Genomic DNA, 26026 nt, shown 5'->3' on the forward strand with positions numbered 1-26026 from the left:
GTTATGAGCGATTTTAAGTTAGATAATGTTCCATTTAACGCCAGAGCTGCAGCTGAAGCGGCAAACGGCAAAGGTTACTATCTCCAATTTACCTGGCAGGAAAGATTGCAAATAGCTAATTATTTAAACAGCATCGTTTATAATTATCCTGAGAATGATCCTCCTAAAATGGATAAACCTGTTTTTAGCATGAGGATGAAGGAAAATAACGCAACAACATCAAATAGTTAATTTACATCGCCATGTTACAAAAAGCCATCCCCATCCTGGCATCATTGAATGCAGCAGAAACGATACAATTTTATACCGAAAAGCTAAACTTTGTATTGGTGGCTAATTGGGACGGATATGTCATTTTTAACCGGGATGAAATCACCATTCACCTTTGGCCTGCTGATGACCCCGAACTTCCTAAAAATACCGGCTGTTACATCAACGTAACCGAGGTTGATAAGCTATACGCAGAATATACACCTCAAGGCGTAGTTCACCCCAATGGCAAGCTTAAAAACATGCCCTGGAAAAGGCGCCAGTTTAGCATCTTGGATAACAACGGTAATATTATTCATTTTGGAGAGGATACTTCGGGCGAAGTATAAAAGCAGGCTGAACGTTAATCAAAAACCTCCACATCATCATCATGCAGCGCCCAAACCATATAGGGGTGGGTATCGGCATGGTAAATATGGCCATCGGCAGAAATGCCGATAATGCCGGCAAAACCATCGTAGGGTTTCATTTCGTCTAAGGTTTTCTCAGCAGCAACCGAAATCGGCAAACCATCAGTAACCCGTGTAACAATCTTCGTGGCTACCGAACCACTTACAATATCCTCGCCAACACCGGTACAGGATACTGCTGCAAAACCGTTGGCATAGTTGCCGGCCGTAGTTGCAGAATCGCTTACCCGGCCCGGAATTTCGAAGCCTTTGCCGCCGGTTGACGTCGCGGCTGCCAGGTTGCCATAAAGGTCAAGCGCCACACAGCCAACAGTTCCTAACCTGATGGAGTCACTCAACTTTTTCTCGTACTCATGTCTGCGTTGCGGGGTTTCGGGGTTATAATAGGCTATGCCATTGTCAGTAGCAAAGTCTTTGGCGCCTTTGCCGCTCAAAACACGGTCGTCATAAGCCATTAGCTTTTCGGCTATACATATGGGGTTTTTTACATCCTCGATATTGATAACACCAGAAAACTTTTGCGTTTTACCATCCATTAATGAAGCACTCAGGCGAATTTTGCCATCGCTCTGAATCTGCGAACCGGTACCGGCATTAAACAGGTCGCAATCTTCCAGCAGCCTAACGGTGTAAACAACGGTTTCCAGCGCGGTATGGCTTAACAGGTATTTATGGCCAGCCTGTACAATATCTTTCAACGCCTGTTGTTTGGCCTGCTTTACTTCCTGGTTGGTTTGCGATTCGCTAAAAAAACCGCCGTGAATGATGATCTTCATTTTGAATAATTTAGATGATTCAAAAATTAGCGTAATATAAACGCTTTGGGATAGGTTTATTTGAAAACGACCCGGCTAAAGCCCTCTCCTTTGGAGAGGGTTGGGTGAGGCTTTATTGCAAAAGGTCGCTATCGGGCGCGTGTATAAACACACCCTCTTCAACCTTAACTGTCTTTTTAATCAATAAGCGGTGTTGTGCCAAATCGTATTTATCATAGATAGACATGACGTGTACTTTCAAATTTTCGATAGAAACCGGCGAGCCAATTTCTACATCATAAATATTGGTTGCTACAATATTCCTGCCGTCCACCAAAATAATTAAGCCCGAACCAATGGCCTCCATGATGTTACCTTCGGTTATCAGCAGGCCGGCATCTTCGCCCAGGCCAATACCCAAAATGCCGGGATTTGTTGCTACGGCGTACATTAACCTACCTATGCGGCCGCGTTGTACAAAATGGGTATCTACAATTACAGAATCAACAAAACCCAATCCTGCTGTTATCTGAACCTCGCCTTTAATAAGCGCCTCGTTACTTTGGCCACGGTAAATCATATGCGTTGATGCTGCCGCCGCCCCTGCCGATGTGCCTGCTATCACAAAATTTTCATGCAGATATCTCTTTTTCAGGATCTGCAAAAACTCCGTTCCACCAAAAATAGCGGTCAGCCTTAATTGGTCGCCGCCGCTAAACATAACCACGTCTGCTTTGCGGATGCGGTCTAAATATTCTTTTTTTGTAGCGTCCTCGCGGCTTTTAATATGCAATACATTAACATGGGTAACATTAAGCTGCCCAAATGCTTTAATATACTCTTCGCCCACCAGCTCCGGAATTTGCGACGCTGTGGTAATAACCTCAACTAACGAGCCATGGTGCTTGGCCGATTCGGTGATAATCCGCTTTAAAATGCCCTGTTCAAAAAATTTAATATAATCAGGCTGCAAAATGTGTTCCTGTATGGTTACGTTGCTCCCCATATCAACCGCACCGCCTATAATTATTAGTTTTCCTTTCGGGACAATCATGCTTTTTTTATTAAGTTGATTAAATTGATTAGGTTGGATTAAGTTGATTAACCAGGCCTGCACCAAAAACGAAAGCAAAACCACTTACTCAATCAACTTAATCCAACCCAATCAACTAAGAATATCACAAATTACGATAAAATGAACCAAAAACCCAGTCTGTTATGAACAAATAATGCCTTTCTAGCCATAAAAGTTTTATTTACACTATTAAGTTTTATAGTTTTAAAGAAATTAAGCCCTTAAAGAATTTTGTAACAAGCCTATGAAGATTGAGAATATACAAGTGTTGCGCGGCCCGAACATCTGGAGCATAAACCGCAAAAAATTAATACAGATGCGGCTTGACCTGCAGGAGATGGAACACAAGCCAACCAGCGAGATTGATGGCTTTTATGAGCGTTTAGAAAAGCTGCTCCCCTCGTTATACTCGCACCGCTGTTCGCCCGGCGTACCAGGCGGTTTTTTTCAACGGGTTATTGCCGGTACCTGGATGGGACACGTTATTGAGCACATAGCCCTTGAAATACAAACCCTTGCCGGCATGGACACCGGCTTTGGCCGCACCCGCGAAACCAAAACCAAAGGCGTTTACAATGTTGTTTTTGCTTATATTGAAGAGAAAGTGGGCGCCTTTGCGGCCGAATCGGCCGTGCGGATTGCCGAAGCCCTGATAAAAGGCGAGGACTATAACCTGGAGGCCGATATACAGGAGATGCGAGAAATTCGTGAAAACACCCGTTTAGGGCCAAGCACAGGATCAATTGTAGAAGAGGCCATTGCAAGGGATATCCCCTGGATCAGGCTCAACAATCAATCATTGGTACAGTTGGGCTATGGCAAAAACCAGGTACGTTTCCGCGCCACCATGACCGAGAAAACAAGCAGCATTGCCGTTGATATTGCCAGCAATAAGGATGAAACCAAGCGCATGCTACAGGAGCAAGCCATCCCGGTTGCCAAAGGCATGACCATATCATCTGTTGCCGGCGTAGCCGAAGTTATTCGTAAAGTGGGCTTCCCGCTGGTGTTTAAGCCGCTGGATGGTAACCACGGCCGGGGAATTTCTATCAATATCCGCACAGAAGAAGAAGCTATTGCAGCCTATGAGCATGCCGCCAAAATATCGCGAAGGGTTATTGTGGAGCGCTTTATTACCGGTTATGATTTCCGGGTACTGGTAATTGATAACAAAATGGTTGCCGCCGCCCTGCGCGATCCGGCTCATGTTACGGGCGATGGTATATCAACCATACAACAACTGATTGACAAAGAAAACACCGACCCACGCCGCGGATACGGACACGAGAATGTATTAACGCTGATTTCAATTGACCGGGACACACTTGACCTGCTTGAAAAAAAGGCGTATACACTTGATACTGTTCCTGCTAAAGACGAAAAAGTATTCGTAAAATCGACTGCCAACTTAAGCACAGGCGGTACATCTGTTGATGTTACCGACCATGTGCACCCGCAAAACGTTTTTATTTGTGAACGTATATCAAAAATAATAGGCCTTGATATTTGCGGCATTGATATTATGGCCGAAAATCTGCACGAGCCCCTTACCGAAAATGGCGGTGTGATACTGGAGGTTAACGCTGCGCCTGGCTTCAGGATGCACATTGCGCCAAGCGAGGGCCTGCCGCGCAACGTTGCCGGGCATGTATTAGATATGCTTTATCCTCCGGGCAAGTCGGCACGCATTCCTATTATTGCCATCACCGGCACCAACGGAAAAACCACCACAACCCGCCTGATAGCGCATATTGTAAGAAATAACGGGCACCGGGTGGGCTTTACCACATCTGATGGTATTTATGTGCAAAATACCATGATGCTGAAAGGCGACACTACCGGGCCGGTAAGTTCGGAGTTTATCCTGAAAGACCCAACCGTTGATTTTGCCGTATTGGAAACCGCCCGTGGTGGCATCCTGCGCTCGGGCCTGGGGTTTGGCTTTTGCGATATCGGTGTAATTACCAACATCCAGGCAGATCATCTTGGCCTGGCCGATATCCATACCCTTGACGACCTGGCAAGAGTAAAAGGAACCGTTTTAAACTCAGTAAAAAAAGATGGCTGGGGCGTTTTAAATGCCGATAACGAGTATTGCGTTCGTTTAGGCAACAAGGCCGATTGTAACATAGCCTATTTTAGCCGTAACGAAAACAATCCTATCATCAAGGCGCATTGCCGAAAAGGCGGGATAGCTGCCATTTGCGAGAATGGCTTCATCACCATCCAAAAAGGCGACTGGAAGATCCGCGTACAACGCACCATCCTTATCCCCTTAACTTTTGGAGGTACGGTGCCATTTATGATCGAGAATGTACTTGCGGCTACATTGGCTACCTTCCTGTGGGGTTTCAAGACTGAAGATATCAAAATGTCGTTAGAGACATTTATCCCTTCTGCAGCGCAAACGCCGGGGCGTATGAACATCTTTGAGTTTAAAGATTTCAGGTTCATGATTGATTTTGCGCATAACCCGGATGGCTTTAACGGCATCAAGGAGTTTTTAAGGCATATCGATTCGCCGATGAAAATAGGCATCATTGCCGGCACCGGCGACAGGCGCGATGACGACATCCGCGAGGTTGGTAAAATAGCAGCCGAAATGTTTGATTACATCATCCTGCGGCAAGAAAAACACCTGCGTGGCCGTACCGAAGAAAATATATTAACCCTGCTTAAAGAAGGTATTTACTCAGTTGACCCCAATAAGCCTTGCGAAGTGGTATCAAAAGAAATTGACGCCATTAAACACGCCATGAGCATGGCCAAACCAGGCAGTTTTATAACCGCCCTTAGCGATGTAGTTGATAACGCCATTGAAACGGTACAAAACTACCAGGAGCAGGAAAGGAACGGGTTGTTTAATGCCCCCCCCGCCCCCTGAAGGGGGAGCCTTTGATTTGCATAAACACCAACGCCCGGTTCGAAAGAAACCGGGCGTTGGTGTTTAGTAATAAATATTAGTGATGATGCTAATCAAAAAGTACCCCCTTCAGGGGGCGGAGGGGACTAACCCTTCACTCTTTCTACATAGGTTCCTGTTGCGGTATCAACTTTTACTTTATCGCCAATGTTAATGAAAAGCGGCACACGAATCTCGGCGCCGGTTTCTACAGTGGCGTTCTTTTGGGCGCCGCTCGAGGTATCGCCTTTAACGGCAGGCTCGGTATATGTAATTTCCAACTCGGCCGATCCGGGAATTGAACCCATGATTGGCTCATCACTTTCAAAGGCTACGATGACGTTCATGCCTTCTTTTAAGAATTTAACCGCCGGGCCAAATAAAGCTTTGGGTACGTTATGCTGATCGTAAGTGGCATTATCCATTACTACTAATGAATCGCCGTCCTCATATAAATATTGATAATCGTTGGTTTCAACACGGGCTATATCAACCTCCTCGTCGGTACGGAAACGGTATTCAACCAATTTTCCTGATTTTACGTTACGCATACGAGCCTGGTAAAATGCACGCAAGTTACCTGGTGTACGGTGCAAAAATTCCTCTACCTGCACTAACTCGCCATTAAAGCGAAGCACATTTCCATTTTTAACATCTGATGCTTTGGCCATAAAATAATATTGAGGCGCAAAACTAAAAATTAGATTTGAGATGTGAGATATGAGATGTGAGATTTTTACCGGGAAGATAGTCAACACATTAGACCGGGCTTCCCGAATAAGGATCAATGAAAAACCGGTCATGAGAAACACGTAATTCTATTAAGTTGCGGGAGATATCAAAATTTCGGTTTCGCGCAAAAACGCCAGGGCGCTAAGAAAAAATAAGCAAATCACTTTGCTCCTTTGCACGAAAACCTCTTAACTTAACAGCATTGGTGAGATGCGTTAGAAATCTGAGCTTTTAATGTCATTCAAAACTGTAGTGTTGCGATACAGGAGAAACAGCAAAAAATATCATTTATCTAATAATCAACCAATTGCAAATTGCCATATTTTACAAATCGAAACAAAACCGCAACAGCAGGAACAAAGAGCCTGGTATCAAGAGGCAATAATCAAGATACGGAGGAGGATCTTGTTCTTCATAAAAAATGAGATTTGAACAGCGCAACCGCAGCTGTCTCAAATCCCACATCTAATATCTCAAATCTACAACGTAGCTATATCAATCACGAAACGATATCTTACATCGCCCTTTTGCATCCGCTCATAAGCTGTATCGATATCTTTGATATCTATCATTTCAATATCTGAAACTATTCCATGTTCGGCACAAAAATCAAGCATTTCCTGGGTTTCGGCCAAGCCTCCAATGCCCGATCCGGCAAGGCTTTTACGGCCGCCCAACAGGCTAAATGCCTGCACACTGGCTGGCTCCGGCGGTACGCCTACGCAAATATGTACACCATTGGTGCGTAGCAGCGACAGGTACATGTTAAAATCATGCGGGGCCGATACAGTATCCAAAATAAAATCAAAAGAGTTTTTGGCAGCTTCAATTTGTTTTGGGTCGCTGGTAACAACAAAATGGTGAGCGCCTAAAGCTTTTGCATCGGCCTCTTTAGCTGGCGATGTACTTAATACAGTAACTTCGGCACCAAAGGCAACACCAAATTTAACACCCATATGGCCCAATCCACCTAAACCCAAAACAGCCAGTTTATGCCCTTTACCAACTTTCCAATGCCTTAACGGCGAATAAGTGGTTATGCCTGCACACAGCAATGGCGCAGTGGCGGCAAGGTCAAGTTTGTCAGAAATATGAAGCACAAAATCTTCGTTAACAACAATGCTGTTTGAGTAGCCGCCGTAAGTTGGTGTTTTGTGATCCTGCTCCAGGCCGTTATAGGTTTGTGAGCTGCCGTTTAAGCAGTATTGCTCCAAATCCTGTTTGCAGTTTTCGCAAACCCGGCATGAATCAACCAGGCAGCCGGTGCCAGCCAGGTCGCCAACTTTGAAGTTTTTTACATGGTCGCCAACCTTTACAACGCGGCCAACAATTTCGTGCCCCGGCACCATCGGGAAAATGCCCGGGAACCAATCGTTTTTAATCTGGTGCAGGTCGCTGTGGCAAACGCCGCAAAATAAAATATCAAATTGCACATCATGAGGCCCAACCTCACGACGCTCAAAATCCCATGGGGCAAGATTAGTAGTTGGCGATTGCGCCGCGTATCCTTTAACTGGTATCATAAGTAGTTGTTATTTTTGATTACCTAAAGGTACGGGAATTGATTTGAGATGTTAGATAGGAGATTTGTGATTTGTTAAAGTAGTTATAGCATTATGACAAAAATATGTTTAGGGCTATCCCCTTTCCCCCTGAATAACTCGTGCAATAAATTGACCGTCATTGCGAGGAACGAAGCAATCCCCTACATAATAAGTCGCACATAGTTCGGGATTGCTTCATTCCTCGCTATGACGCTACTTTTGGGTATTGGGTTTATCTAACTCTTATAATCCGAGATACTTAACCTGTGCTTGCAAAAGCCATACTCATGCTCCTGGTTGGAGCAAATGATAGTGAGCCGGCCGGTAGCAAAACGCTCCACAAGGCTTAAATACCAATCAACACCCTGGGCATCCAGGTTTGATGTGGGCTCATCAAGCATCAGCATCGGCGTATCGGAGCAAAAGGCAAGGATAAGTTTAAGGCGCTGTTTCATGCCCGATGAAAAGTAACGAATAAGCTTATGTTCGCTTTTGGGAAGGTTCAACAACTCAATCAGCTGCTTTTTATCAAGCCCCTGTTTGTAGTTTTTAAATTTGAAATGAAAATCGACCATTTCTCTCAGTGTAAATTCCTCAATCACCTCCAAATATGGAGCAGCAAGACTCAGATAGTTAAACACCTGCGAAATCTCGATAGGTTTATCCTGGTGGGTATAATTTATTGTACCGATAGAGGGCGACAGGCTCCCGTTTAAAACCTGCAATAAAGTAGATTTTCCCGACCCATTAGGACCAAGAATAGCGTATGATTCGCCGGGAGTGAAAGTATGATCAACTCCCCTGAAAATCCAGTCGCGGTTAAAGCGGCGGCCAATGTTGTTTAGGGTGATGGTCATTTTGTTGTTCATGGTTGATAGTTCATAGATCATGGCAGGATGTTGATGGTTTATAGATCATGGTACGAAGCCCATAATTACGAAATTGTAAGCCATGGAAGGCTATATGCTTCGAATCCCTGTCCGGCCATGAACCATGATCTATGAACCATTAACCAAATTACGAATTCCCAAACCCCTTCATGATCCCTCTTTGCGAGTTTTGCAGGAAGTTGATGATCTCGTCGCGCTCAACACTTGGGGTAAACTCGGCTTCGATGATATCAAGTGCCTTGCTTACGTTATATTTTTTAAGGAACAGTATTCGGTAAATCTCCTGTATCTCAGCTATGGTAGCGGCTGAAAAGCCCCTGCGGCGTAACCCTACAGAATTGATACCCACGTATGATAACGGCTCGCGGCCTGCTTTGGTAAACGGTGGTACATCCTTACGCACCAACGATCCGCCCGAGATCATGCTATGCGCACCAATTTCAACAAACTGGTGTACGGCCGATGATCCGCCGATAAAAGCATAATCATACACGTTGATGTGGCCTGCCAGCTGCACGGCGTTGGCAATAATTACGTTATCGCCAATAACGCAATCATGCGCTACGTGTACATAAGCCATCAGCAGGCAGTTACTGCCTATGGTGGTGGTGTTTTTATCTAAGGCGGTACCGCGGTTAAGGGTTACGCATTCGCGGATGGTGGTGTTATCGCCAATAGAAACGGTGCTTTGCTCGCCTTTGTACTTTAAATCCTGTGGCGGCGCCGATACTACGGCACCGGGAAAAATGCGGCAGTTTTTGCCTATCCGGGCGCCATCCATAATTACGGAGTTGGAACCGATCCAGGTACCCTCGCCAATTTCAACATCCTTGTGAATGGTAACAAAGGGTTCAATCACCACGTTATCGGCAATTTTTGCCTGTGGGTGTATATATGCTAAAGGCTGGATCATGCTTCGTTTCCTTTTACTTTTACAATTTGTGCCATTAACTCGGCCTCAACAACAACCCGGTTACCTACCATACCAACCCCCTTCATGGTTGCAATACCACGGCGGATGGGCGCCAGCAGATCGCAAATGTAAATAATTGTATCGCCGGGCACTACTTTACTTTTAAAGCGCGCGTTCTCGATCTTTAAAAACAAGGTCAGGTAATTTTCAGGATCGGGCACAGTGTTTAACACCAATATACCGCCCGTTTGTACCATACCTTCAATTTGCAGCACACCAGGAAATATTGGCGCGCCCGGGAAGTGTCCTTTAAAAAACTCCTCGTTAATAGTTACGTTTTTAGCACCCACCACGTGGCTTTTGGTCAGCTCCAATATTTTATCAATCATTAAAAAAGGTTGCCTGTGCGGTAATAAGCCCATAATCTCAACGGTATCATATACCGGTTTAGCATTGGCATCGTAAACTTTAACCTGCTTACGGCTTTTTTCCTTTTTAATCAGGGTTTTTATTTTTTTAGCAAAGGCAACGTTAGCAGCATGGCCGGGGCGGGCAGCCATAATATGGCCTTTAAGTGGCACGCCTACCAGGGCCAAATCGCCAATCATATCCAGCAGTTTGTGCCTTGCAGGCTCGTTTTGGTGGCGTAGTTCGGCGTTGTTTAAAATACCTTGCGGGGCTACGCTGATATCCTTGCGGTTAAATAGTTTGGCCAGGTGGGCAAGTTCTTCTTCGTCTACTTCCTTATCAACAACTACAATGGCGTTGTTTAAATCGCCGCCTTTTATCAGGTCGTGCTTTAACAGCATTTCAAGCTCGTGCAAAAAGCAAAAGGTGCGGCATGATGCTATTTCCTTTTTAAACTCGGTTATGCTCGAGATACTGGCATGCTGGCTACCCAATACCTGTGAGTTGTAATCAACCATGCAGGTAAAGCGGTAGTCGTCTAAGGGCATTGCAACCATTTCTACCTTACGGTCGGGCTCGGAGTAATGGATATTGTATGGTATGTGGTAATATTCGCGGTCGGCATCCTGCTCGGTAAAGCCTGTTTCGGTTATAATATCAACAAACTGGATAGAGCTGCCATCCATAATCGGCGTTTCGGGGCCGTCCATATCAATCAGCACATTATCAATCTCCATACCTACCAAAGCAGCCAGTACATGCTCAACAGTATTAACAGTAGCCCCATTTTGCGAAATGGTGGTACCGCGCGATGTATCAGTTACATTATCAACATCGGCATCAATTATTGGCGAGCCTGGTATATCAATCCTCCTGAATTTATAGCCGTGGTTCTCCGGCGCCGGGTTAAAGGTCATGGTAACCCTTTGGCCGGTATGCAGGCCGGTACCCGAAACCGATACAGGTGATTTAATAGTTCTTTGTTTTACATTCATTTCTTTTAGTTCATTGGTTCACTGGTTCATTAGTTCATTGGTGGATAGTTCATTAGTTAAGTTCATTGTTTACCTGCGCAAAAGACCAATGAACCAGTGAACTAATGAACTAATGAACGTCCTTCTTTAATTCTGCAATTATTTTTTCTAATTCGTTTATTCGTTTCTCCAATTCGGGCAGGCGGTTTATCACTACGTTCGAGCGCATGTTTGCGCTGTAAAGGGTAGCCGGGCTGCCGGCCCATTTTTTTCCCTCGTCGGTTATATTACGGCTAATGCCCGATTGTGCCTGTACCTGTGTACGATTTGCAATACTGATATGCCCCACCAGCCCTACCTGTCCGCCTAATATTACATTTTCGCCTATTTTGGTACTCCCCGAAACGCCGGTTTGCGCTGCAATTACAGTATTTGCACCTATCTCCACATTGTGGGCAATCTGTATCAGGTTATCCAGTTTTACCCCTTTGCGTATCACTGTCGATCCCATGGTTGCCCTGTCGATAGTGGTATTTGAGCCAACCTCAACGTCGTCTTCCAGGATTACATTCCCTATCTGGGCTACTTTAGTGTAAGTACCATCAGGATTAGGAGCAAAACCAAAGCCATCGCTTCCAATAACGGCACCGGAGTGTACAATAACATTATCGCCTATCACACAATCAAAATAAACCGTAACTCCCGAAAATAAGGTAACGTTGTTACCAATGGTTACATTATCTGATATGTTAACATTGGGATAAATTTTGCAGTTATCGCCAATTTTTGCGTTAAGGCCAATGTATGCAAATGCCCCTATATAAGGCTCGGCACCAATCTGGGCTGTTGGGTGGATAAAGCAAGGTTGCTCGATACCTTTTTTGTTAAGCTTAAAAGTGTTGTACTTCTCCAACAATACCGAAAACGCGCTGTAGGCATTCTCAACCCGGATAAGCGTGGCCGCTACCGGGCCGCTAAGCTGTAAATCGTTATTAACAATAACTACAGAGGCATTGGTAGTATATAAATACTGCTCATACTTGGGGTTGGCCAAAAAAGAAAGGCTACCGGCGGCCCCTTCTTCTATTTTAGCTAACTGATTAACAGTAACCGAAGGGTCACCTTCCACCGTTCCGTTAAGCAGAAAACTTATATCCTGGGCAGTAAATTGCATCGACAAATTTAAATGTTATAATTAAAGCAGCAAATTATTAATTGAGTATCAAGTATCAAGTATTTAGTATCAAGATAGCTGCAATAATTAGTATCAAGTAGTAAGTATCAAGACAGCTGCATTGAATTAGGATCGTTCCGCTACACAAAAAATCTTGATACTTGATACTTGCTACTTACTACTATTCTTCAGATACTAACTACTTGATACTAAATTCTTGCTATAGCAAAGTATGTATTTTTTTACGGTTTTTGCTAATGCCTCCAAATTGGAGTTGTCGCTGGCCGTTGTAATATCGTGCACGTTGCCATCCTTCATTAATATACCTATGTTGCCATCGCCGGCGGTATAGGCATTATTACGTATGGATGTGGTAAAAACAAAGTACCCGGCTTCCTGCTCACTTATACCGTATTTTTTCATCGCCTTTTTTATAAGCGAGTTCACAAACTCCTTATCAGGGCGCTTATTGCTGATATCTACATGATACAACTTGCGCTGAACCAGGTTTTGCGATAGGGTTGATAGTATAAAATCGCTGTGCCCGGCCCAAACTTTTACTGCTGCCATAATATCGGTATCATCCAAACTGGCAAAAGTTTCCAGGTGATGGTCCTGGTTCATAAAGGCATCTTTACTAATACCGCCTTTTATAAAATGCTTTAGCGCAGGTGTGGCGAAAAGATCCTCGCCTTTCAGGGTAAGCTCGCGGCAGCGTTTAAATATCTTTACCAACAATTCTTCGCCGGCAATTACAGTTTTATGCAGGTAAACCTGCCAGTACATGAGCCTGCGGGCAATCAAAAATTTCTCAATGGAGTAAATGCCTTTAGCGTCAACTACAATGTGATCGTCCTTAACATTCAGCATTTTGATGATCCGCTCGGAGCTGATCACCCCTTCGGATACACCTGTAAAAAAGCTATCGCGGTTAAGATAATCCAGCCTGTCCATATCCAATTGGCTTGATACCAGCTGATGCAGAAATTTACGGGGGAAGGTATTGTTAAATATACTGATAGCCATGGTTAAGCGGCCATCAAACTGCTCATTAAGTTTACTCATCAGCATGGATGAGATATCCTCATGGTCAATCCCCTCAATAATGGTGCGCTCCAAGGCGTGTGAGAACGGGCCATGGCCAATATCGTGCAGCAATATAGCAATGGTAACAGCCTCTTCCTCTTCGTCGCTTATGTTGTGGCCTTTGTTGCGCAGGGTTTCTATAGCGGTATCCATCAGGTACATGGCGCCCAAAGCATGATGAAAACGAGTGTGCAGCGCGCCGGGATAAACCAGGTGCGTCATCCCTAATTGCTTAATGTACCTTAACCGTTGAAAGTAAGGGTGCTCAATCAGGTCGAATATCAGTTCGGTTGGAATGCTGATAAAACCGTAAACCGGATCGTTTATTATTTTCTTTTTGTTCAATGGATTAAGTAAAGTGCAAAAATGTAAAACAAAGGTAAAATAAGCCGGTGATGTTTGTTAAATTTTGTTAATACCTTTACTAATCAACAACAAAAGCGTCCCTTTGGGGTTTACAAGTCAGAATCAGAATTTTCTGAATTAAAGAATTAACAGAATGTCGCTATTTAAAAGTAGCGTATTTGAATCAACTTAATCTTATTCAACAATTCTGAAAATTCTCAAATCCTGAAAATTCTGATTCAGAATAATTTTAATCCAGATACTATGCAAGATACCACCATTTTATGGGCTGATGACGAAATTGACCTGTTACGACCACACATACTTTTCCTGAGCGAAAAAGGCTATAAAGTTACCACTGTAACCAATGGCAACGATGCTGTTGATACTTTCAAAAGTGGCTACTTCGACCTTGTTTTTTTAGATGAGAACATGCCGGGCCTAACCGGGTTGGAAACGCTACAGCAAATAAAAAACATCAATAATGATGTCCCTATTGTGCTGATAACCAAAAACGAGGAAGAATATTTGATGGAAGATGCCATCGGCTCAAAAATAGACGATTACCTGATTAAGCCGGTGCACCCCAAACAGATACTGCTTACCATTAAAAAACTCACGGAAAATAAGCGCCTGGTAACCGAAAAAACTACCATGGCCTACCAAATGGACTTCCGTACACTGGGCATGACGCTTAATGACAACCTGAGCCACCAGGAATGGGTTGATGTTTACAAAAAACTCATCTACTGGGAGCTGGAGCTGGAGAAACTGGAAGATGCCGGCATGCACGAGATTTTGACCATGCAAAAGGCCGAAGCCAACATGCAGTTTTGCAAATTTATTGAACGCAACTATTTAAACTGGATAAAAAATCCCGAGTCGGCGCCTACAAGTTCGCCGCAATTGTTTAAAAAGAAGGTGTTCCCTAAAATGGATGGCAAAGGGCCGTTGTTTTTTATATTGATAGATAACCTGCGGTACGATCAGTTTAAGATCATCAACCCTATCATCTCCGAGTATTTCAGGATGGAGGAAGAAGATACCTACTACAGTATTTTACCTACAGCAACGCAATATGCCCGTAACTCCATTTTTAGCGGCCTTATGCCTTTGGATATGGAAAAACGTTACCCGCAAATGTGGCAAAACGACGAGGACGAGGGTGGCAAAAACCTTTTCGAATCGGAGTTTGTTGCCGATCATTTGAAGCGTGTTTTACGCCGCGACTGTAAATACTCGTACCATAAAATTTTGAATATCGACGAAGGTCGTGCGCTGAATGAGTCGGTTAGCAACCTGATGAACAACGAACTGAATGTGGTTGTTTACAACTTTGTGGATATGCTATCGCACGCCCGTACCGATATGCAGATGATCCGCGAGCTGGCAAGTGATGATGCGGCTTACCGGTCATTAACACTCTCGTGGTTTGAGCATTCGCCCCTGTTTGATCTGTTGAAGTTTTTGGCCCAGAAACAGGTGCGTGTAGTGATTACTACCGATCATGGTACCATCCGCGTAAAAAACCCAAGCAAAATTGTAGGCGACAGGAATACCAACACCAACCTACGTTACAAGCAAGGCAAAAACCTGAATTATAACGCCAAAGAAGTGTTCCATATCCGTAACCCGCACGATGCCATGCTGCCCAAGCTGCACCTAAGTTCAAGCTTTGTATTTGCCAAGGAGGACAGCTATTTTGTATACCCCAATAACTACAATCATTTTGTTAATTTTTATAATGAAACCTTCCAGCACGGAGGTATTTCGTTAGAGGAGATGATTATACCTATTGTGACTTACGGGCCGAAGTAGGAAGCCCCCCAGCCCCTGAAGGGGGAGTAAAAAAGCCTGTCGGATAACAAATATCCCGACAGGCTTTTTAGTTTAATCGCAAAAAAGACAAAAAGAAAAAGGCCTCTCCATTGTTGAAAGGCCTTTTTCTTTTTCATTCATCTGCACATTTGCATATATAGTTTACGGTTTCACACTCGTAAACTTCGACCCTAAGCTGATGTAATCAGTCATGATCTGGCCTACCTCGCGTTTTACAAAGTCGAGATCTTCGTCTTTAGGTCGTTTGTCGCCTTTTTTGAGTGCAGGAAGGCCTAATGCTACACGGCGCAGGTTGTTGCGTTCCAGTGCTTTTTGCTCATCAGCATCGCGCTGTTTTTTCAAATCAGCCTCGTTTAAGGTTACGCTACCTTCTTTATCGTGTTTTTTAAAGTCGGCAATATCTTCCAGCATATATTTGTAGCTATCGCTGGTAGCCATACGTTGATCATGCATTTTTTTAAGCTGTGGCAATACCGCAGTAAAATCACCGGCTTTGGTAAAATCGCTTTTCTCAATCACATCAAAAGGCATTGCCGAAGGCTCGGTGTCTTCGCCATATTTATCCAAAGGAATTAATGATGGGAACTGGATATCGGGCATAACACCCTTGTGCTGGGTTGAATTGCCACTGATACGGTAGAATTTAGCTATCGTTAAGTTTAACTGACCATAGGTACTCTGGCTACCGGTTGAAACCTTCATCTTTTTTGTTCCGGCAACATTTCCAGCTAAATCTTTTATTTTATCGCGTATTGGCGAACCCAGGATCCTGTCAAGGTCAATGGCGTTTTGTACCGAACCTTTACCATAAGTTTGAGTGCCAAGAATTAATCCGCGGCCATAATCCTGTATAGCACCAGAGAAAATTTCGGATGCAGAGGCGCTAAAACGATCAACAAGTACACCCAGCGGACCTGAATAAGTAACCGTTGGATCTTCATCTTTCTCTACATCCACCTGGTCTTTGGTATCGCGAACCTGTACTACCGGGCCCGATTTGATAAACAAACCAGTAAGCTCGATAGCCTCCATTAACGAGCCCCCGCCATTTTCGCGTAAGTCAATCACTACACCATCAACATTTTCCTGTTTCAGGCTATCCAGCAATAATTTAACATCGTGAGTGGTACTTTTATAGTTGGGGTTGCCCGCCTTGTAATCATTATAATCGATATAAAATGCAGGGATAGATATTACCCCTATTTTAACTGCTTTGCCATTACTATTATAGTTGCGAATCTCTTTTTTGGCCGATTGATCTTTTAAAATAATTTTTTCGCGCACCATTTCCACAGTTTTGGGTTTGCTTCCTGCACCAGCTCCTGCCGGTAAAATCTCAAGCCTTACAGTAGTGCCTTTAGTGCCGCGAATAAGGGCGATAGCATTTTCAACTCTCCAGCCAACTACGTTCTGGAACTCGCCTTCTTTGCCTTGTGCAACACCAACAATGCGATCGTCGATAGTAATTTGTTTGCTTTTATCAGCGGGGCCACCCGGTACTATTGATTTGATAGTTACGTATTCGTTTTCAACTAACAGGGAAGCACCTATACCTTCTAACTGACGAGACATTTCGATATTGAAATTAGCCGCGTTCGAGGGATTGAAGTAGTTGGTATGCGGATCGATAGCCTCGGTAAAGGCATCCATAAAATATTGAAAAACATCCTGGTTGGAGAGCTTATTGGCTTGTGACAATAAGTTTTCGTAACGTTTTTTAAGTGTTTCTTTATTTTTAGCCATGTCCGGGCTGGCTATTTTCAGGTTCAGGAGGTCGTATTTAACGCGCTGTCCCCACATGTCATCCATTTCGGCTTGATTGGCAGGCCATGGCAGTTTATCACGATCATAAACAAATGATTCTTTTTTATCAAAATCAAAGCTTTTGTTTAAGCGCGCCAGCGAGTAGTTTACGTGTTCAATGTACCTTTTTTGAAACACATTGAAAATATAAAAAGCATCATTGAGGTTACCTTCTTTAATATCATCATCAAGCACCGTTTTGTACTTTTCAAAATCTTTAACATCTGATGCTAAAAAATAGCTGTGGTTTTCATCTAATGATTTGATGTACCGGTTGTATATAATTGTTGATATAGAATCATTCAATTCCACCTTTTTATAGTTGTAATTGGTAATCAGTTCGGCTATTTTTTTGCAAACGATAACCTGTTGCTCATCGGGCTGCAAATCTGAGGCTGCAACCTTAACTGGTTTTGATGGCGATGCCTTACATGCGAGTGCGGCGGCCAGTAATACTAATAAATATACTTTCTTAAACATATTTTTTACTGTAGTTAAATCGGGAGTGGTGTAAAACATCAATACTTGTGCCTAATAAATTATTGCTAATGTAAAAAAAAGAGACAGTCAAAATGCTGTCTCTTAATAACAATAACAATTATACGATAATGTTTTGCTTGTAGTATACAAGCAATGGCATTTTACGCTATTGTTACATAAAAAATTTATTTAATTACCTTTTTTGGCTCCTGCTCGGCGGTCTCCGCATAACGGATCTCGGCTTTAGGGTTATCTTTATTGTCTTGCAGGTAGCGCATTTGTTTGTTAATGCTGGCAACATCGGCCGTAAAGCCGCGGTTATTGGCCATATCGCGGGCTTCGTTCAAATCCTGCATGGCCTGGGTAAAATCGCCATAGCCTGCTTTGCAGGTTGCCAGCCCCATTAAGCTGGTAATGGTGTGCTTGTCGTCGTTTTGCTGGCGCGATATCAGGAGGCTTTGCAGCCAATACCATTTAGCTTCAGATAAGCGGTTTTGCTTCAGGTACATTTGTGCCAGATCGCTAAAATTGTAGCTTGCTGCGTTGTATACCCGGAACCTCATATTATGTTGGGCGGTTTTCATTACCGCCATCTCCTGCAGGTAAAGCGAATAGGAGGCAAGATCAAGTTTAACAGTTGTAATTTTATGTTTAGCTAACTGAGCCGCAGGTAGCCGGCCAATGGAGTGGTCTTTTACATCAGCAATCAACGGAAAGCGTTCGTGTTTTTTAAATACGTTACCTATGCTCTTAGCCGGTTTTACCCACCATTGTGCCGATGCGGTTATACTTGCCGAGCATAAGATAATTAGTAAAAGATACCTCATTGAGCCTTTTGTCTGAGTTTAATAAATTAATCAGTAAACAAATATAATTATAAAAGCCAGTTAATCAATACCCTAAAAGCGGGAAATACCAGCCTCATTTATTTGATAAGTGGATTTAACGGAGCGCGGGGATATAATGTTGTATTCGCGTAATACGGCATCTGCTAAAGTATTGATAATAAGACAAAATAAAATTTCTTTATAGTTTAAAAAATCAATCAAAAACGCACACGGGACGACCACGGGCTTCTATTAAAATTTTATAGCCATCTCAATAATACTATCGGGCTGCCGCTAATTGATTAGTAGTTTATAGCCCCTGCCATGTACATTAATGATTTCGACATTGGGGTCATCTTTTAAATACTTACGAATTTTGCTTAAAAACACATCCATACTGCGGCCATTAAAGTAGTTATCGTCGTGCCATATATTCAGCAGGGCTTCTTCGCGGGTAAGCACTTCGTTTTTACGCATGCATAGCAATCGTAATAGTTCGGCTTCTTTAGTAGATAACTTTTGGAGTGCTTCGCCTATGGTAATGATTTGCGAGGTATAATCAAAAGTATAGCGGCCAATTTTAAAACTGGTTTGCTTTTCCTCTTCAGTTTTTTCGGTACCGCTGGATCGTTTTAGCAAGGCGTTTATGCGCAGCAACAGCTCTTCTATCCGGAATGGCTTGGTAATATAATCATCACCGCCAAGGTTAAAGGCCTGGGTTTTATCTTCGATCATGCCTTTGGCGGTGGCAAAAATGATGGGTACGTTGGGGTTTATTTTCCTGATATCTTTGCCCAGGGTAAAGCCATCTTTTTTGGGCATCATTACATCCAGTATCAGCAAATCAAATACATGTTTGGTAAATGTACGCAGCCCTTCTTCGCCATCTTTGCACAAGATAACATCAAATTTCCCTTTCAGCTGCAGGTAGTCCTGTAGCAGTAAACCTAAATTGGCATCATCCTCAACCAGTAGTATTTTTTTCATTTGCTTTGATAGTCCGAAAGACCGGAAGTCCGGAAGTCGGAAAGTTTTTTTGTTTTTTAGTCCGGAAGTCGGAAAAGTCCGAAAGTCCGGAAGTTTTTATTTTTAAGTTTGGATGTCAGATAGCCCGACAGTTTTTTATTTAAATAGATAGTAAGGTTTATCACACAACATCTTTCGGACTTTCCGACTTCCGGACTCTCTGACTCCCCGAACTAACTAAGCCACCGCGAATTTCAATTCAAACTCCGATCCTTTTTCTCTTTCAGATTTTACGCTGATGCTGCCGTTCAATCGTTTTACAATGGTATTTACATAGCTTAAGCCCAGTCCAAAACCTTTAACATCGTGCAGGTTACCTGTAGGAATACGATAAAACTGTTCAAATATTTTTGTTTGCTGATCGCGGCTCATGCCTATACCTTTATCGGCCACCTTAATTAACACCTGCCCGTTTTTATTAAAAGTGCTGATGGTTATTTCGGGGTTTTCATGGCTATATTTTATTGCATTATCGATAAGGTTATATAACACGTTTGAAAAATGAAGTTCGTCGGCCACAATTACCGCGTTTTCGGCCTCCAGTTCAAGTGTTGTTTTAGCATTGCATTTATGCAGCTTAAGTGCCATACTATCCAATACAACCGCAATCATATCGTTTACATCAAGCGGCTTTTTATCAAGCTTAAAATCATTTTTTTCAATGCGGGCAATATTTAATACCCGCTCTATATGGCTACCTAAACGTTCGTTTTCTTCAAAAATTATATTGGCCAGCCGCAATACCCTATTTTGATCGTTTGTAATTTCCCTGTCCTTTAAAGCCTCGCTGGCAATCATGATGGTTGATACCGGGGTTTTAAACTCGTGGGTCATGTTATTGATGAAGTCTATTTTCATCTCTGATACCTTTTTCTGTTTCAGGATAGAGAAAATGGTATATCCAAAACAAAATATCAAAACGATAAGCAAACCGCCGGTAGTACCCATGGTGGCAGTCATCTTGCTTAAGATGAGTGAGTTCTTTTGCGGAAACGATAGTTTGATCTTCCCCGGATCGTTAATAACATCCCGGCTAAAAATAGCAGTTTGATAGGTATTGGCAGGAATAAACACGGGTTTGTTACCTTCCAGGTCATTGGCACTGGAAAATATAAGCGAATCGCTGCTGGCTGTACTTACTTCGTAGCTAAAGGGCAAAGATATCCCTTTGTTATGCAGTTCAAAACGTAAAAGTGTATCTATCCAAAGCAGGTTTAAACGTTTGGTGAGTGGTTGTCCCGATCTGCTATACTCTTCGGCCAGGTTGGCTATAACATTTGTCTTGCCAGGGTTTGTGTTTACGCTTACGTTTTGGATCGAATCGGTTTCCAGCATTTTTTTGATCTGGGCAACTTGCCTTTCCTTTTGCTTGCGCACTTGTTCGCGCTGCCAAAGGGGGTTAATGCGCGGTATCAAAATCAGCTGCTTGCCAAATTGCGGATCGGGGTATTCGTAACGCAGCGTATCATATTTGCGGAGTTTATGGGGTATTTTTGCGGTATGGGTAATGTGCGTGCCAATTACCTGCTGTTTGTAGCTGGCATGCACTATGCCCGCATCATCGGTAAATTGTGCCATGGTAACTTTAATATCCACGGTTCCTTCCTGCTGTAGTAAATCGCTTAACTCATCATCAAGTTTTTGATGTTTAATCATGCGTTCAAGACTATCGCGCAGCAGGGCTATTTTTTTTTGCCTCAGGGTTTGCCGCTTACCCACTTTAGGAGTGAAGGGTTTGTTTTCAGCGCTTTTTACAACCTTTATTCCCGCGTCGTCTATTTCGGCTGCTCTAACCTGGGCTTTTGAATTTAAAAAGTTGTTGGCATCCTGTTTGGCTACTCTTGATACCACGTTGTTAAGGGCCTCGTTAACAGAGCGGTCAAAAAGCTCGGATTGCATTTGGTATGATTGTCTTAAAAAATACAATTGCATAGCCATTACACCCAAAAGTGCAAGCCCCATTAAGCCAATAATTAAGCCAATACTACGTTTCTTCATCTGTCAACAAACAAAAATATTTTAAATAACCCAACAAAGGGGCTATTTAACAAAATTTAACAATTGTCAATTAATAATAACGCTTTGAAATTTAACCTATTGCCGGTAGCTTAAACAGGGAAGGAAAGGCAATAAAAAAAGGCCCCATTTGAGGCCTTTTTTATATTTTATGCAAATGACAAACCAATTAAAAAGGCAAATCGTCGTCATCGCTTGATGAGCTGATGTCTGCGGCCGGTGCTGCATACTCCGGTGAAGATGCTGCGCCTGCACCTGCAAGAACGTTAATTTTCCATAGCTGTAACGAGTTGAAATAGCTTTTTTTGCCTGTTTTATCAGTCCACGGGCGGCCACGCAGGTTAAAGAAAACTTCAACGTCATCGCCTATCTTTACATTGTCAATCAAAGCACAGCGATCTTGTATAGCTTCGAACTTTAAATATTCAGGATATTGAGGGTTTTCAATATATTCTAATATCAATTCGCGCTTCTTTAGTGAGTCGGTTACCTGTTGTGTTGGCGACACTTCATGTACTTTACCTTTAACTTCCATAATCTTCAAATAATTTAAAATGTAAAGTTAATAGATAAGAAATTAAAATAGGGCGTTTTTAATGCTTAATTTCGCAAAATATCATGCAAGTTTTCCACAACGAAAGTAAAATAATAATTACCTGCAATAAAAGATTGTCAGGCTATCTTCAACAGGAGGTAGAAGCATTGGGCTATACACCGGTCCGCGTTTTTCAAACCGGGGTAGAGCTTAAGGGCACAGTTACAGATACCATAGCGCTTAACTTAAACCTGCGCTGCGCAAGCCAGGTGCTTTATTTAATAAAAAGTTTTAAAGCCGCCGACCCTAAAGAACTATACGACGAGTTAGTGACCATTGAATGGGAAAAACTGATCGATTTCAGCGGGTACTTCTCGGTTACATCAAACGTTAATAACGAGCATATACTTACGCCTTTGTTTGCCAACGTAAAGGTGAAAGATGCTATTGTTGACAGGATCAAGGAGGTTAAAGGCATTCGCCCTAACTCAGGCGCCGAAGCCAATAAAACCCTGGTGCACTTGTACTGGCAGGATGATGAGGCCGATATATTTATGGATACATCGGGCGAAACACTTGCCAAACACAGCTACCGCAAAATACCCGGCAAAGCCCCCATGCTTGAAGCTTTGGCCACATCAACCATTATGGCTACCAACTGGGACAGGAAGAGCACATTTATTAACCCGATGTGTGGATCTGGTACTTTGGCTATTGAGGCAGCTTTGCTGGCTACCGATAAGCATCCCGGCTTATTCAGGATGAACTATGGCTTTATGCATATTATGGGGTACGATGAAAATGTATTTTTTGTAGAGCGCCGTAAGTTAAAGGATAAGGCTAAAAAGGAAACAGGCTTTAAAATCATCGCCACAGATATATCTGAAGATGCTATTGATATCGCCCAAAAAAATGCTAAAACTGCGGGAGTAGAACATTTAATTGATTTTGCTGTTTGTGACTTTGAAGATACCGAAGTACCTGAGGAACCTGGAGTAGTAATGTTTAACCCGGAATATGGCGAACGCCTGGGTGTGCACAGCAAACTGGAAGTTACCTATAAAAGAATGGGCGATTTTTTGAAAAAGAAATGCCTTGGTTACAGGGGCTATGTTTTTACAGGAAATCCCGACCTTGCGAAAAAAATAGGCTTACGCCCATCGCGCAGAATTGAGTTTTACAATGGCAAGCTGGATTGCCGTTTATTTGAGTATGAGTTATATGACGGCAGCAAGCGCGACCCAAGTGAACGCCCACAGCCCAAGTAACCAGTTAACATAAGAACACATTAATGAAAAAGATCATATTATTAGCCGTAGCAGTATTATCATCAGCTTGCGCTATGGCGCAAACACAGCTTGCGTTCCCTTTCCAGGGAGGCGCACCGGTGATGAGTACTTTTTTTAAAGACAGCGTTGTTGTGTCGCCCGAAATAATTAAGAAAAGGGCCGCCGGAACAGCGGTTTTTAAATTTACCGCCGATACGAAGGGCACGATAACAAGAATAGTGATTTATTATGCTGATGATTATGTTTTAACGGCGCCTATTATTGAAGCTTTAAAAAAATCAAACCATAAATGGATAATTCCTGATCATGAAAAGGTTCATGATTTTGTGCTGCCCTTCTCTGTAGGCTTCATTCCCCCGGCTGTACCGGGCAAGAGTTTGGAGAAGCACATGTTTGATTTTTATGCCCAACGTAAGCCAATAATTACAGATAATCAAATTCCGCTTGATAACGCTACGTTATTGCCAACTGTGGTTATTAGTTACGAGTTGGGGAAATAAGGCATTACCCAAACAACTCGCTGCTCAAATACCTGTCGCCACGGTCGCAGCAGATAAATACGATTAGGCCTTCGGTTAATTCAGATGCTAATTTTATAGCTGCAGATAAGGCGCCGCCACTGCTCATACCGGCAAACACACCCTCCACTTTGGCCAGTTCGCGAGCGCTTTGGGTAGCTTCTTCTTCCGAAATATCCATCACCCTATCTACCCTTGATGCATCAAATATTTTTGGCAGATAAGCCGCGGGCCACCTGCGGATGCCGGGGATAGACGAACCCTCTGTAGGCTGGCAGCCCACTATCTGGATATCGTGATTTTGCTGTTTAAGGTACATGGAGCAGCCCATAATAGTACCGGTAGTGCCCATGGCGCTTACAAAGTGGGTTATTTTGCCTTCCGTATCGCGCCAAATCTCGGGGCCGGTACTTTTAATATGCGCGCCAAAATTATCGGGGTTGGCAAACTGGTTTACCAAATAAAATTCGCCGGTGGCCGCCTTTTCTTCGGCGTAATCGCGACAAAGTTCAATGCCTTCCAACAAGGTAACTTTGGCGCCGAATGCCTCCATGGTCAGTGTGCGTTCGCGGGTGGAGTTTGATGGCATTACCAGTTCAATTTCTAAATCAAACAACCGCGCAATCATAGCCAGTGCTATACCTGTGTTGCCGCTGGTTGCCTCAATCAATTTGGTGCCGGGTTTAATATCACCGCGCTCAATAGCGCTACGGATCATGTTGAGCGATGCGCGGTCTTTAACACTGCCGCCGGGGTTGTTGCCTTCCAGCTTGGCAAATATCTGCACGTTGGGGTTGGGGTTTAGCTTTTTTATTTCAACCATAGGCGTGTTGCCTATTAAATCAATCAGTGTGGCCATTGTTGTTTTGTTTTGGGTAGATGTAAGCAGGGTTGCTCCTGGTTACCGGGAAACAAAATTAGCAGTAATATTTAAATTGGAGCCAATAGCTCCCGAATTGACTTTAAAACTACTTTATTACTTATCAAGTACCTTTTGAATATTTGTTTGCAAATCGGTAAGGCGCTGCTGATCGATGTTGTCGTTTACAATAATAATATAGCCCAGACTTTTACCGGGATAAAACAGGCACATGGTATTAAAGCCGATACCGGTATGCCCGTCATGATAAATAATTGGTGCGCCCTTATAATCAACATCCATCATCCACCCTAAACCGATGCCGGTATTGTCGGGGTTTTTCCAGGTGAGTTGGTGGCTTAGTTTTATGGCCGGGTCTTGTTCGGCTAAATTGGCTTTGATATACTTAAGCATATCGTTTATAGTCGAGTTCATGCTTGGGCCGTTGTAATAGTCGGTTAAGTTTAAAAATGGCTGGGGCTGATTGTTGCTGCTATAACCCTGGGCCAACCTATCAGAATGTATATCAATTTGTGTTTTGGTATCGGCCATATTTAAATGCGTTTTTAAATAATGTGTTACCAATTGCTCATAAGGCTGATGATAAATACGCTCCAGTAATAATATCAAAACCATCATACCATTACCATTGTACCTGAATTTTGTACCCGGGATGGTATCCGGATTTAAGTTGTGCAGGTCCTTTAGCAGGCTATCGGCCCTATACACATCATAAAAATGAAGCTGTTCTGGCAAGGTCAGTTTTCTTAAACTGTCTTTTATCGTTTTAGGAAACGGGTGCGCCTGCCCTGGCAATCCCGATGTGTGGTTGGCCAAATTAACAAGCCTGATAGGCTGTCCATTATACTGAAGGTTTGGATAGCTGCCTGGCAGGTATTTCCTGATGTCGTCATTAAGGCTGGCTTTTTTTTCGATAACAGCCTGGGCCAGCATGGTAGTTACAAACGTTTTGGCTACCGAGCCAAGGTTATAAAAATTATCGGCTGTGGGGAGTTTGCCCGTTCCCTTTTTTACTTCGCCGTAATTATATGTATAGGCCTTGCCGTCTTTATAAACTCCAATGGAAATGCCAACGGTATTGGGCGTATCCATATAAATCCTCGCTCCTTTATCAACTGCCGAATCGAGTTTGGTCTTGAGCTGATTATCACTCAATATTTTTATGTTGTTTTGGGCGGTTGCATTTAAGCTGATAAAACACAGGCAGGTAATTGCAAACAGGCTAAGTGATTTCATTTTTGCAGATGGTATATTTTGAATGATATAACTGCAAAATCAAGAAAAAACGAATTTGCTTACCTACATAAACCGGCAGGCAAGGGGAAAATTTCGGTA

Annotated in this window: 22 protein-coding genes; 6 read left to right on the plus strand and 16 right to left on the minus strand. The window is 43.1% G+C overall.

What is annotated here, in order from left to right; genetic code table 11:
- Positions 1-3: 3 nt before the first annotated feature.
- Positions 4-231, plus strand: a complete 228-nt coding sequence (locus AC1RM2_RS14255) for a hypothetical protein (protein ID WP_492985768.1) — start codon at positions 4-6, stop codon at positions 229-231.
- A gap of 11 nt (positions 232-242) precedes the next feature.
- The gene (locus AC1RM2_RS14260; RefSeq protein WP_492985769.1) at positions 243-599 is read left to right on the plus strand and encodes a bleomycin resistance protein; all 357 of its coding nucleotides are present in this window, start codon (positions 243-245) and stop codon (positions 597-599) included.
- 14 nt (positions 600-613) lie between these two features.
- Here the strand turns inward: AC1RM2_RS14260 and AC1RM2_RS14265 are convergent, their stop codons facing one another.
- Both AC1RM2_RS14265 and AC1RM2_RS14270 read right to left on the minus strand, forming a co-directional pair.
- Entirely contained in the window at positions 614-1456 is an 843-nt protein-coding gene (locus AC1RM2_RS14265; RefSeq protein WP_492985771.1) for an isoaspartyl peptidase/L-asparaginase, read from the minus strand.
- Between the two features lie 112 nt (positions 1457-1568).
- The gene (locus AC1RM2_RS14270; RefSeq protein ID WP_492985773.1) at positions 1569-2489 is read right to left on the minus strand and encodes a cyanophycinase; all 921 of its coding nucleotides are present in this window, start codon (positions 2487-2489) and stop codon (positions 1569-1571) included.
- A gap of 265 nt (positions 2490-2754) precedes the next feature.
- Between AC1RM2_RS14270 and cphA the strand changes: the two genes are divergently transcribed.
- Positions 2755-5394: a cyanophycin synthetase gene (cphA, locus tag AC1RM2_RS14275; RefSeq protein ID WP_492985774.1), complete on the plus strand. Its 2640-nt coding sequence runs from the start codon at positions 2755-2757 to the stop codon at positions 5392-5394.
- Between the two features lie 125 nt (positions 5395-5519).
- Here cphA and efp read toward each other — a convergent pair whose 3' ends face one another.
- The 7 genes from efp to AC1RM2_RS14310 form a co-directional block, all read right to left on the minus strand.
- Positions 5520-6083, minus strand: a complete 564-nt coding sequence (gene efp / locus AC1RM2_RS14280; protein WP_147054535.1) for an elongation factor P — start codon at positions 6081-6083, stop codon at positions 5520-5522.
- Between the two features lie 540 nt (positions 6084-6623).
- Positions 6624-7667, minus strand: coding sequence for an NAD(P)-dependent alcohol dehydrogenase (locus tag AC1RM2_RS14285; RefSeq protein ID WP_492985776.1), 1044 nt, complete (start codon positions 7665-7667; stop codon positions 6624-6626).
- 257 nt (positions 7668-7924) lie between these two features.
- Positions 7925-8545: an ABC transporter ATP-binding protein gene (locus tag AC1RM2_RS14290; RefSeq protein ID WP_492988251.1), complete on the minus strand. Its 621-nt coding sequence runs from the start codon at positions 8543-8545 to the stop codon at positions 7925-7927.
- A gap of 160 nt (positions 8546-8705) precedes the next feature.
- Positions 8706-9491 (minus strand): acyl-ACP--UDP-N-acetylglucosamine O-acyltransferase, encoded by a 786-nt coding sequence (lpxA, locus tag AC1RM2_RS14295; RefSeq protein ID WP_090638506.1) that lies wholly within the window; start codon positions 9489-9491, stop codon positions 8706-8708.
- Positions 9488-10894 carry a bifunctional UDP-3-O-[3-hydroxymyristoyl] N-acetylglucosamine deacetylase/3-hydroxyacyl-ACP dehydratase gene (locus tag AC1RM2_RS14300; protein WP_147054530.1) on the minus strand — a complete coding sequence of 469 codons (1407 nt, stop codon included), beginning with the start codon at positions 10892-10894 and terminating at the stop codon, positions 9488-9490. Before AC1RM2_RS14300 ends, lpxA begins: the two co-directional genes overlap by 4 nt.
- 109 nt (positions 10895-11003) lie before the next feature.
- A complete protein-coding gene (gene lpxD / locus AC1RM2_RS14305) occupies positions 11004-12047 on the minus strand; it encodes a UDP-3-O-(3-hydroxymyristoyl)glucosamine N-acyltransferase (protein ID WP_492985778.1) in 1044 nt (347 codons plus the stop codon).
- A 195-nt stretch (positions 12048-12242) separates the two neighbouring features.
- The gene (locus AC1RM2_RS14310; protein ID WP_492985780.1) at positions 12243-13478 is read right to left on the minus strand and encodes an HD domain-containing protein; all 1236 of its coding nucleotides are present in this window, start codon (positions 13476-13478) and stop codon (positions 12243-12245) included.
- 264 nt (positions 13479-13742) lie between these two features.
- Here AC1RM2_RS14310 and porX point away from each other — a divergent pair, with 264 nt between their 5' ends.
- Entirely contained in the window at positions 13743-15296 is a 1554-nt protein-coding gene (porX, locus tag AC1RM2_RS14315) for a T9SS response regulator signal transducer PorX (protein ID WP_492985782.1), read from the plus strand.
- 162 nt (positions 15297-15458) lie between these two features.
- Here the strand turns inward: porX and AC1RM2_RS14320 are convergent, their stop codons facing one another.
- The 5 genes from AC1RM2_RS14320 to AC1RM2_RS14340 all read right to left on the minus strand — a co-directional run bounded on the left by AC1RM2_RS14320 (position 15459) and on the right by AC1RM2_RS14340 (position 22004).
- Positions 15459-17600 (minus strand): carboxy terminal-processing peptidase, encoded by a 2142-nt coding sequence (locus tag AC1RM2_RS14320; protein ID WP_492985783.1) that lies wholly within the window; start codon positions 17598-17600, stop codon positions 15459-15461.
- Between the two features lie 185 nt (positions 17601-17785).
- A complete protein-coding gene (locus tag AC1RM2_RS14325; RefSeq protein ID WP_492985784.1) occupies positions 17786-18427 on the minus strand; it encodes a tetratricopeptide repeat protein in 642 nt (213 codons plus the stop codon).
- 294 nt (positions 18428-18721) lie between these two features.
- Entirely contained in the window at positions 18722-19414 is a 693-nt protein-coding gene (locus tag AC1RM2_RS14330) for a response regulator transcription factor (protein ID WP_090638958.1), read from the minus strand.
- Positions 19415-19630: 216 nt separating this feature from the next.
- A complete protein-coding gene (locus AC1RM2_RS14335; protein WP_492985786.1) occupies positions 19631-21451 on the minus strand; it encodes a sensor histidine kinase in 1821 nt (606 codons plus the stop codon).
- A gap of 187 nt (positions 21452-21638) precedes the next feature.
- Positions 21639-22004 carry a DUF3127 domain-containing protein gene (locus tag AC1RM2_RS14340; protein ID WP_477365536.1) on the minus strand — a complete coding sequence of 122 codons (366 nt, stop codon included), beginning with the start codon at positions 22002-22004 and terminating at the stop codon, positions 21639-21641.
- A gap of 83 nt (positions 22005-22087) precedes the next feature.
- Here AC1RM2_RS14340 and AC1RM2_RS14345 point away from each other — a divergent pair, with 83 nt between their 5' ends.
- Positions 22088-23272 (plus strand): THUMP domain-containing class I SAM-dependent RNA methyltransferase, encoded by a 1185-nt coding sequence (locus AC1RM2_RS14345; RefSeq protein WP_492985788.1) that lies wholly within the window; start codon positions 22088-22090, stop codon positions 23270-23272.
- Between the two features lie 23 nt (positions 23273-23295).
- Complete coding sequence (locus AC1RM2_RS14350; protein WP_492985790.1) at positions 23296-23793, plus strand: hypothetical protein; 498 nt, start codon at positions 23296-23298, stop codon at positions 23791-23793.
- A gap of 4 nt (positions 23794-23797) precedes the next feature.
- Here the strand turns inward: AC1RM2_RS14350 and cysM are convergent, their stop codons facing one another.
- Positions 23798-24670, minus strand: coding sequence for a cysteine synthase CysM (cysM, locus tag AC1RM2_RS14355; RefSeq protein WP_492985792.1), 873 nt, complete (start codon positions 24668-24670; stop codon positions 23798-23800).
- Between the two features lie 117 nt (positions 24671-24787).
- Positions 24788-25927 (minus strand): serine hydrolase domain-containing protein, encoded by a 1140-nt coding sequence (locus AC1RM2_RS14360; RefSeq protein ID WP_492985793.1) that lies wholly within the window; start codon positions 25925-25927, stop codon positions 24788-24790.
- Positions 25928-26026: the final 99 nt, after the last annotated feature.

The sequence above is a fragment of the Mucilaginibacter sp. GW822-FHT03E02 genome (assembly GCF_058801545.1).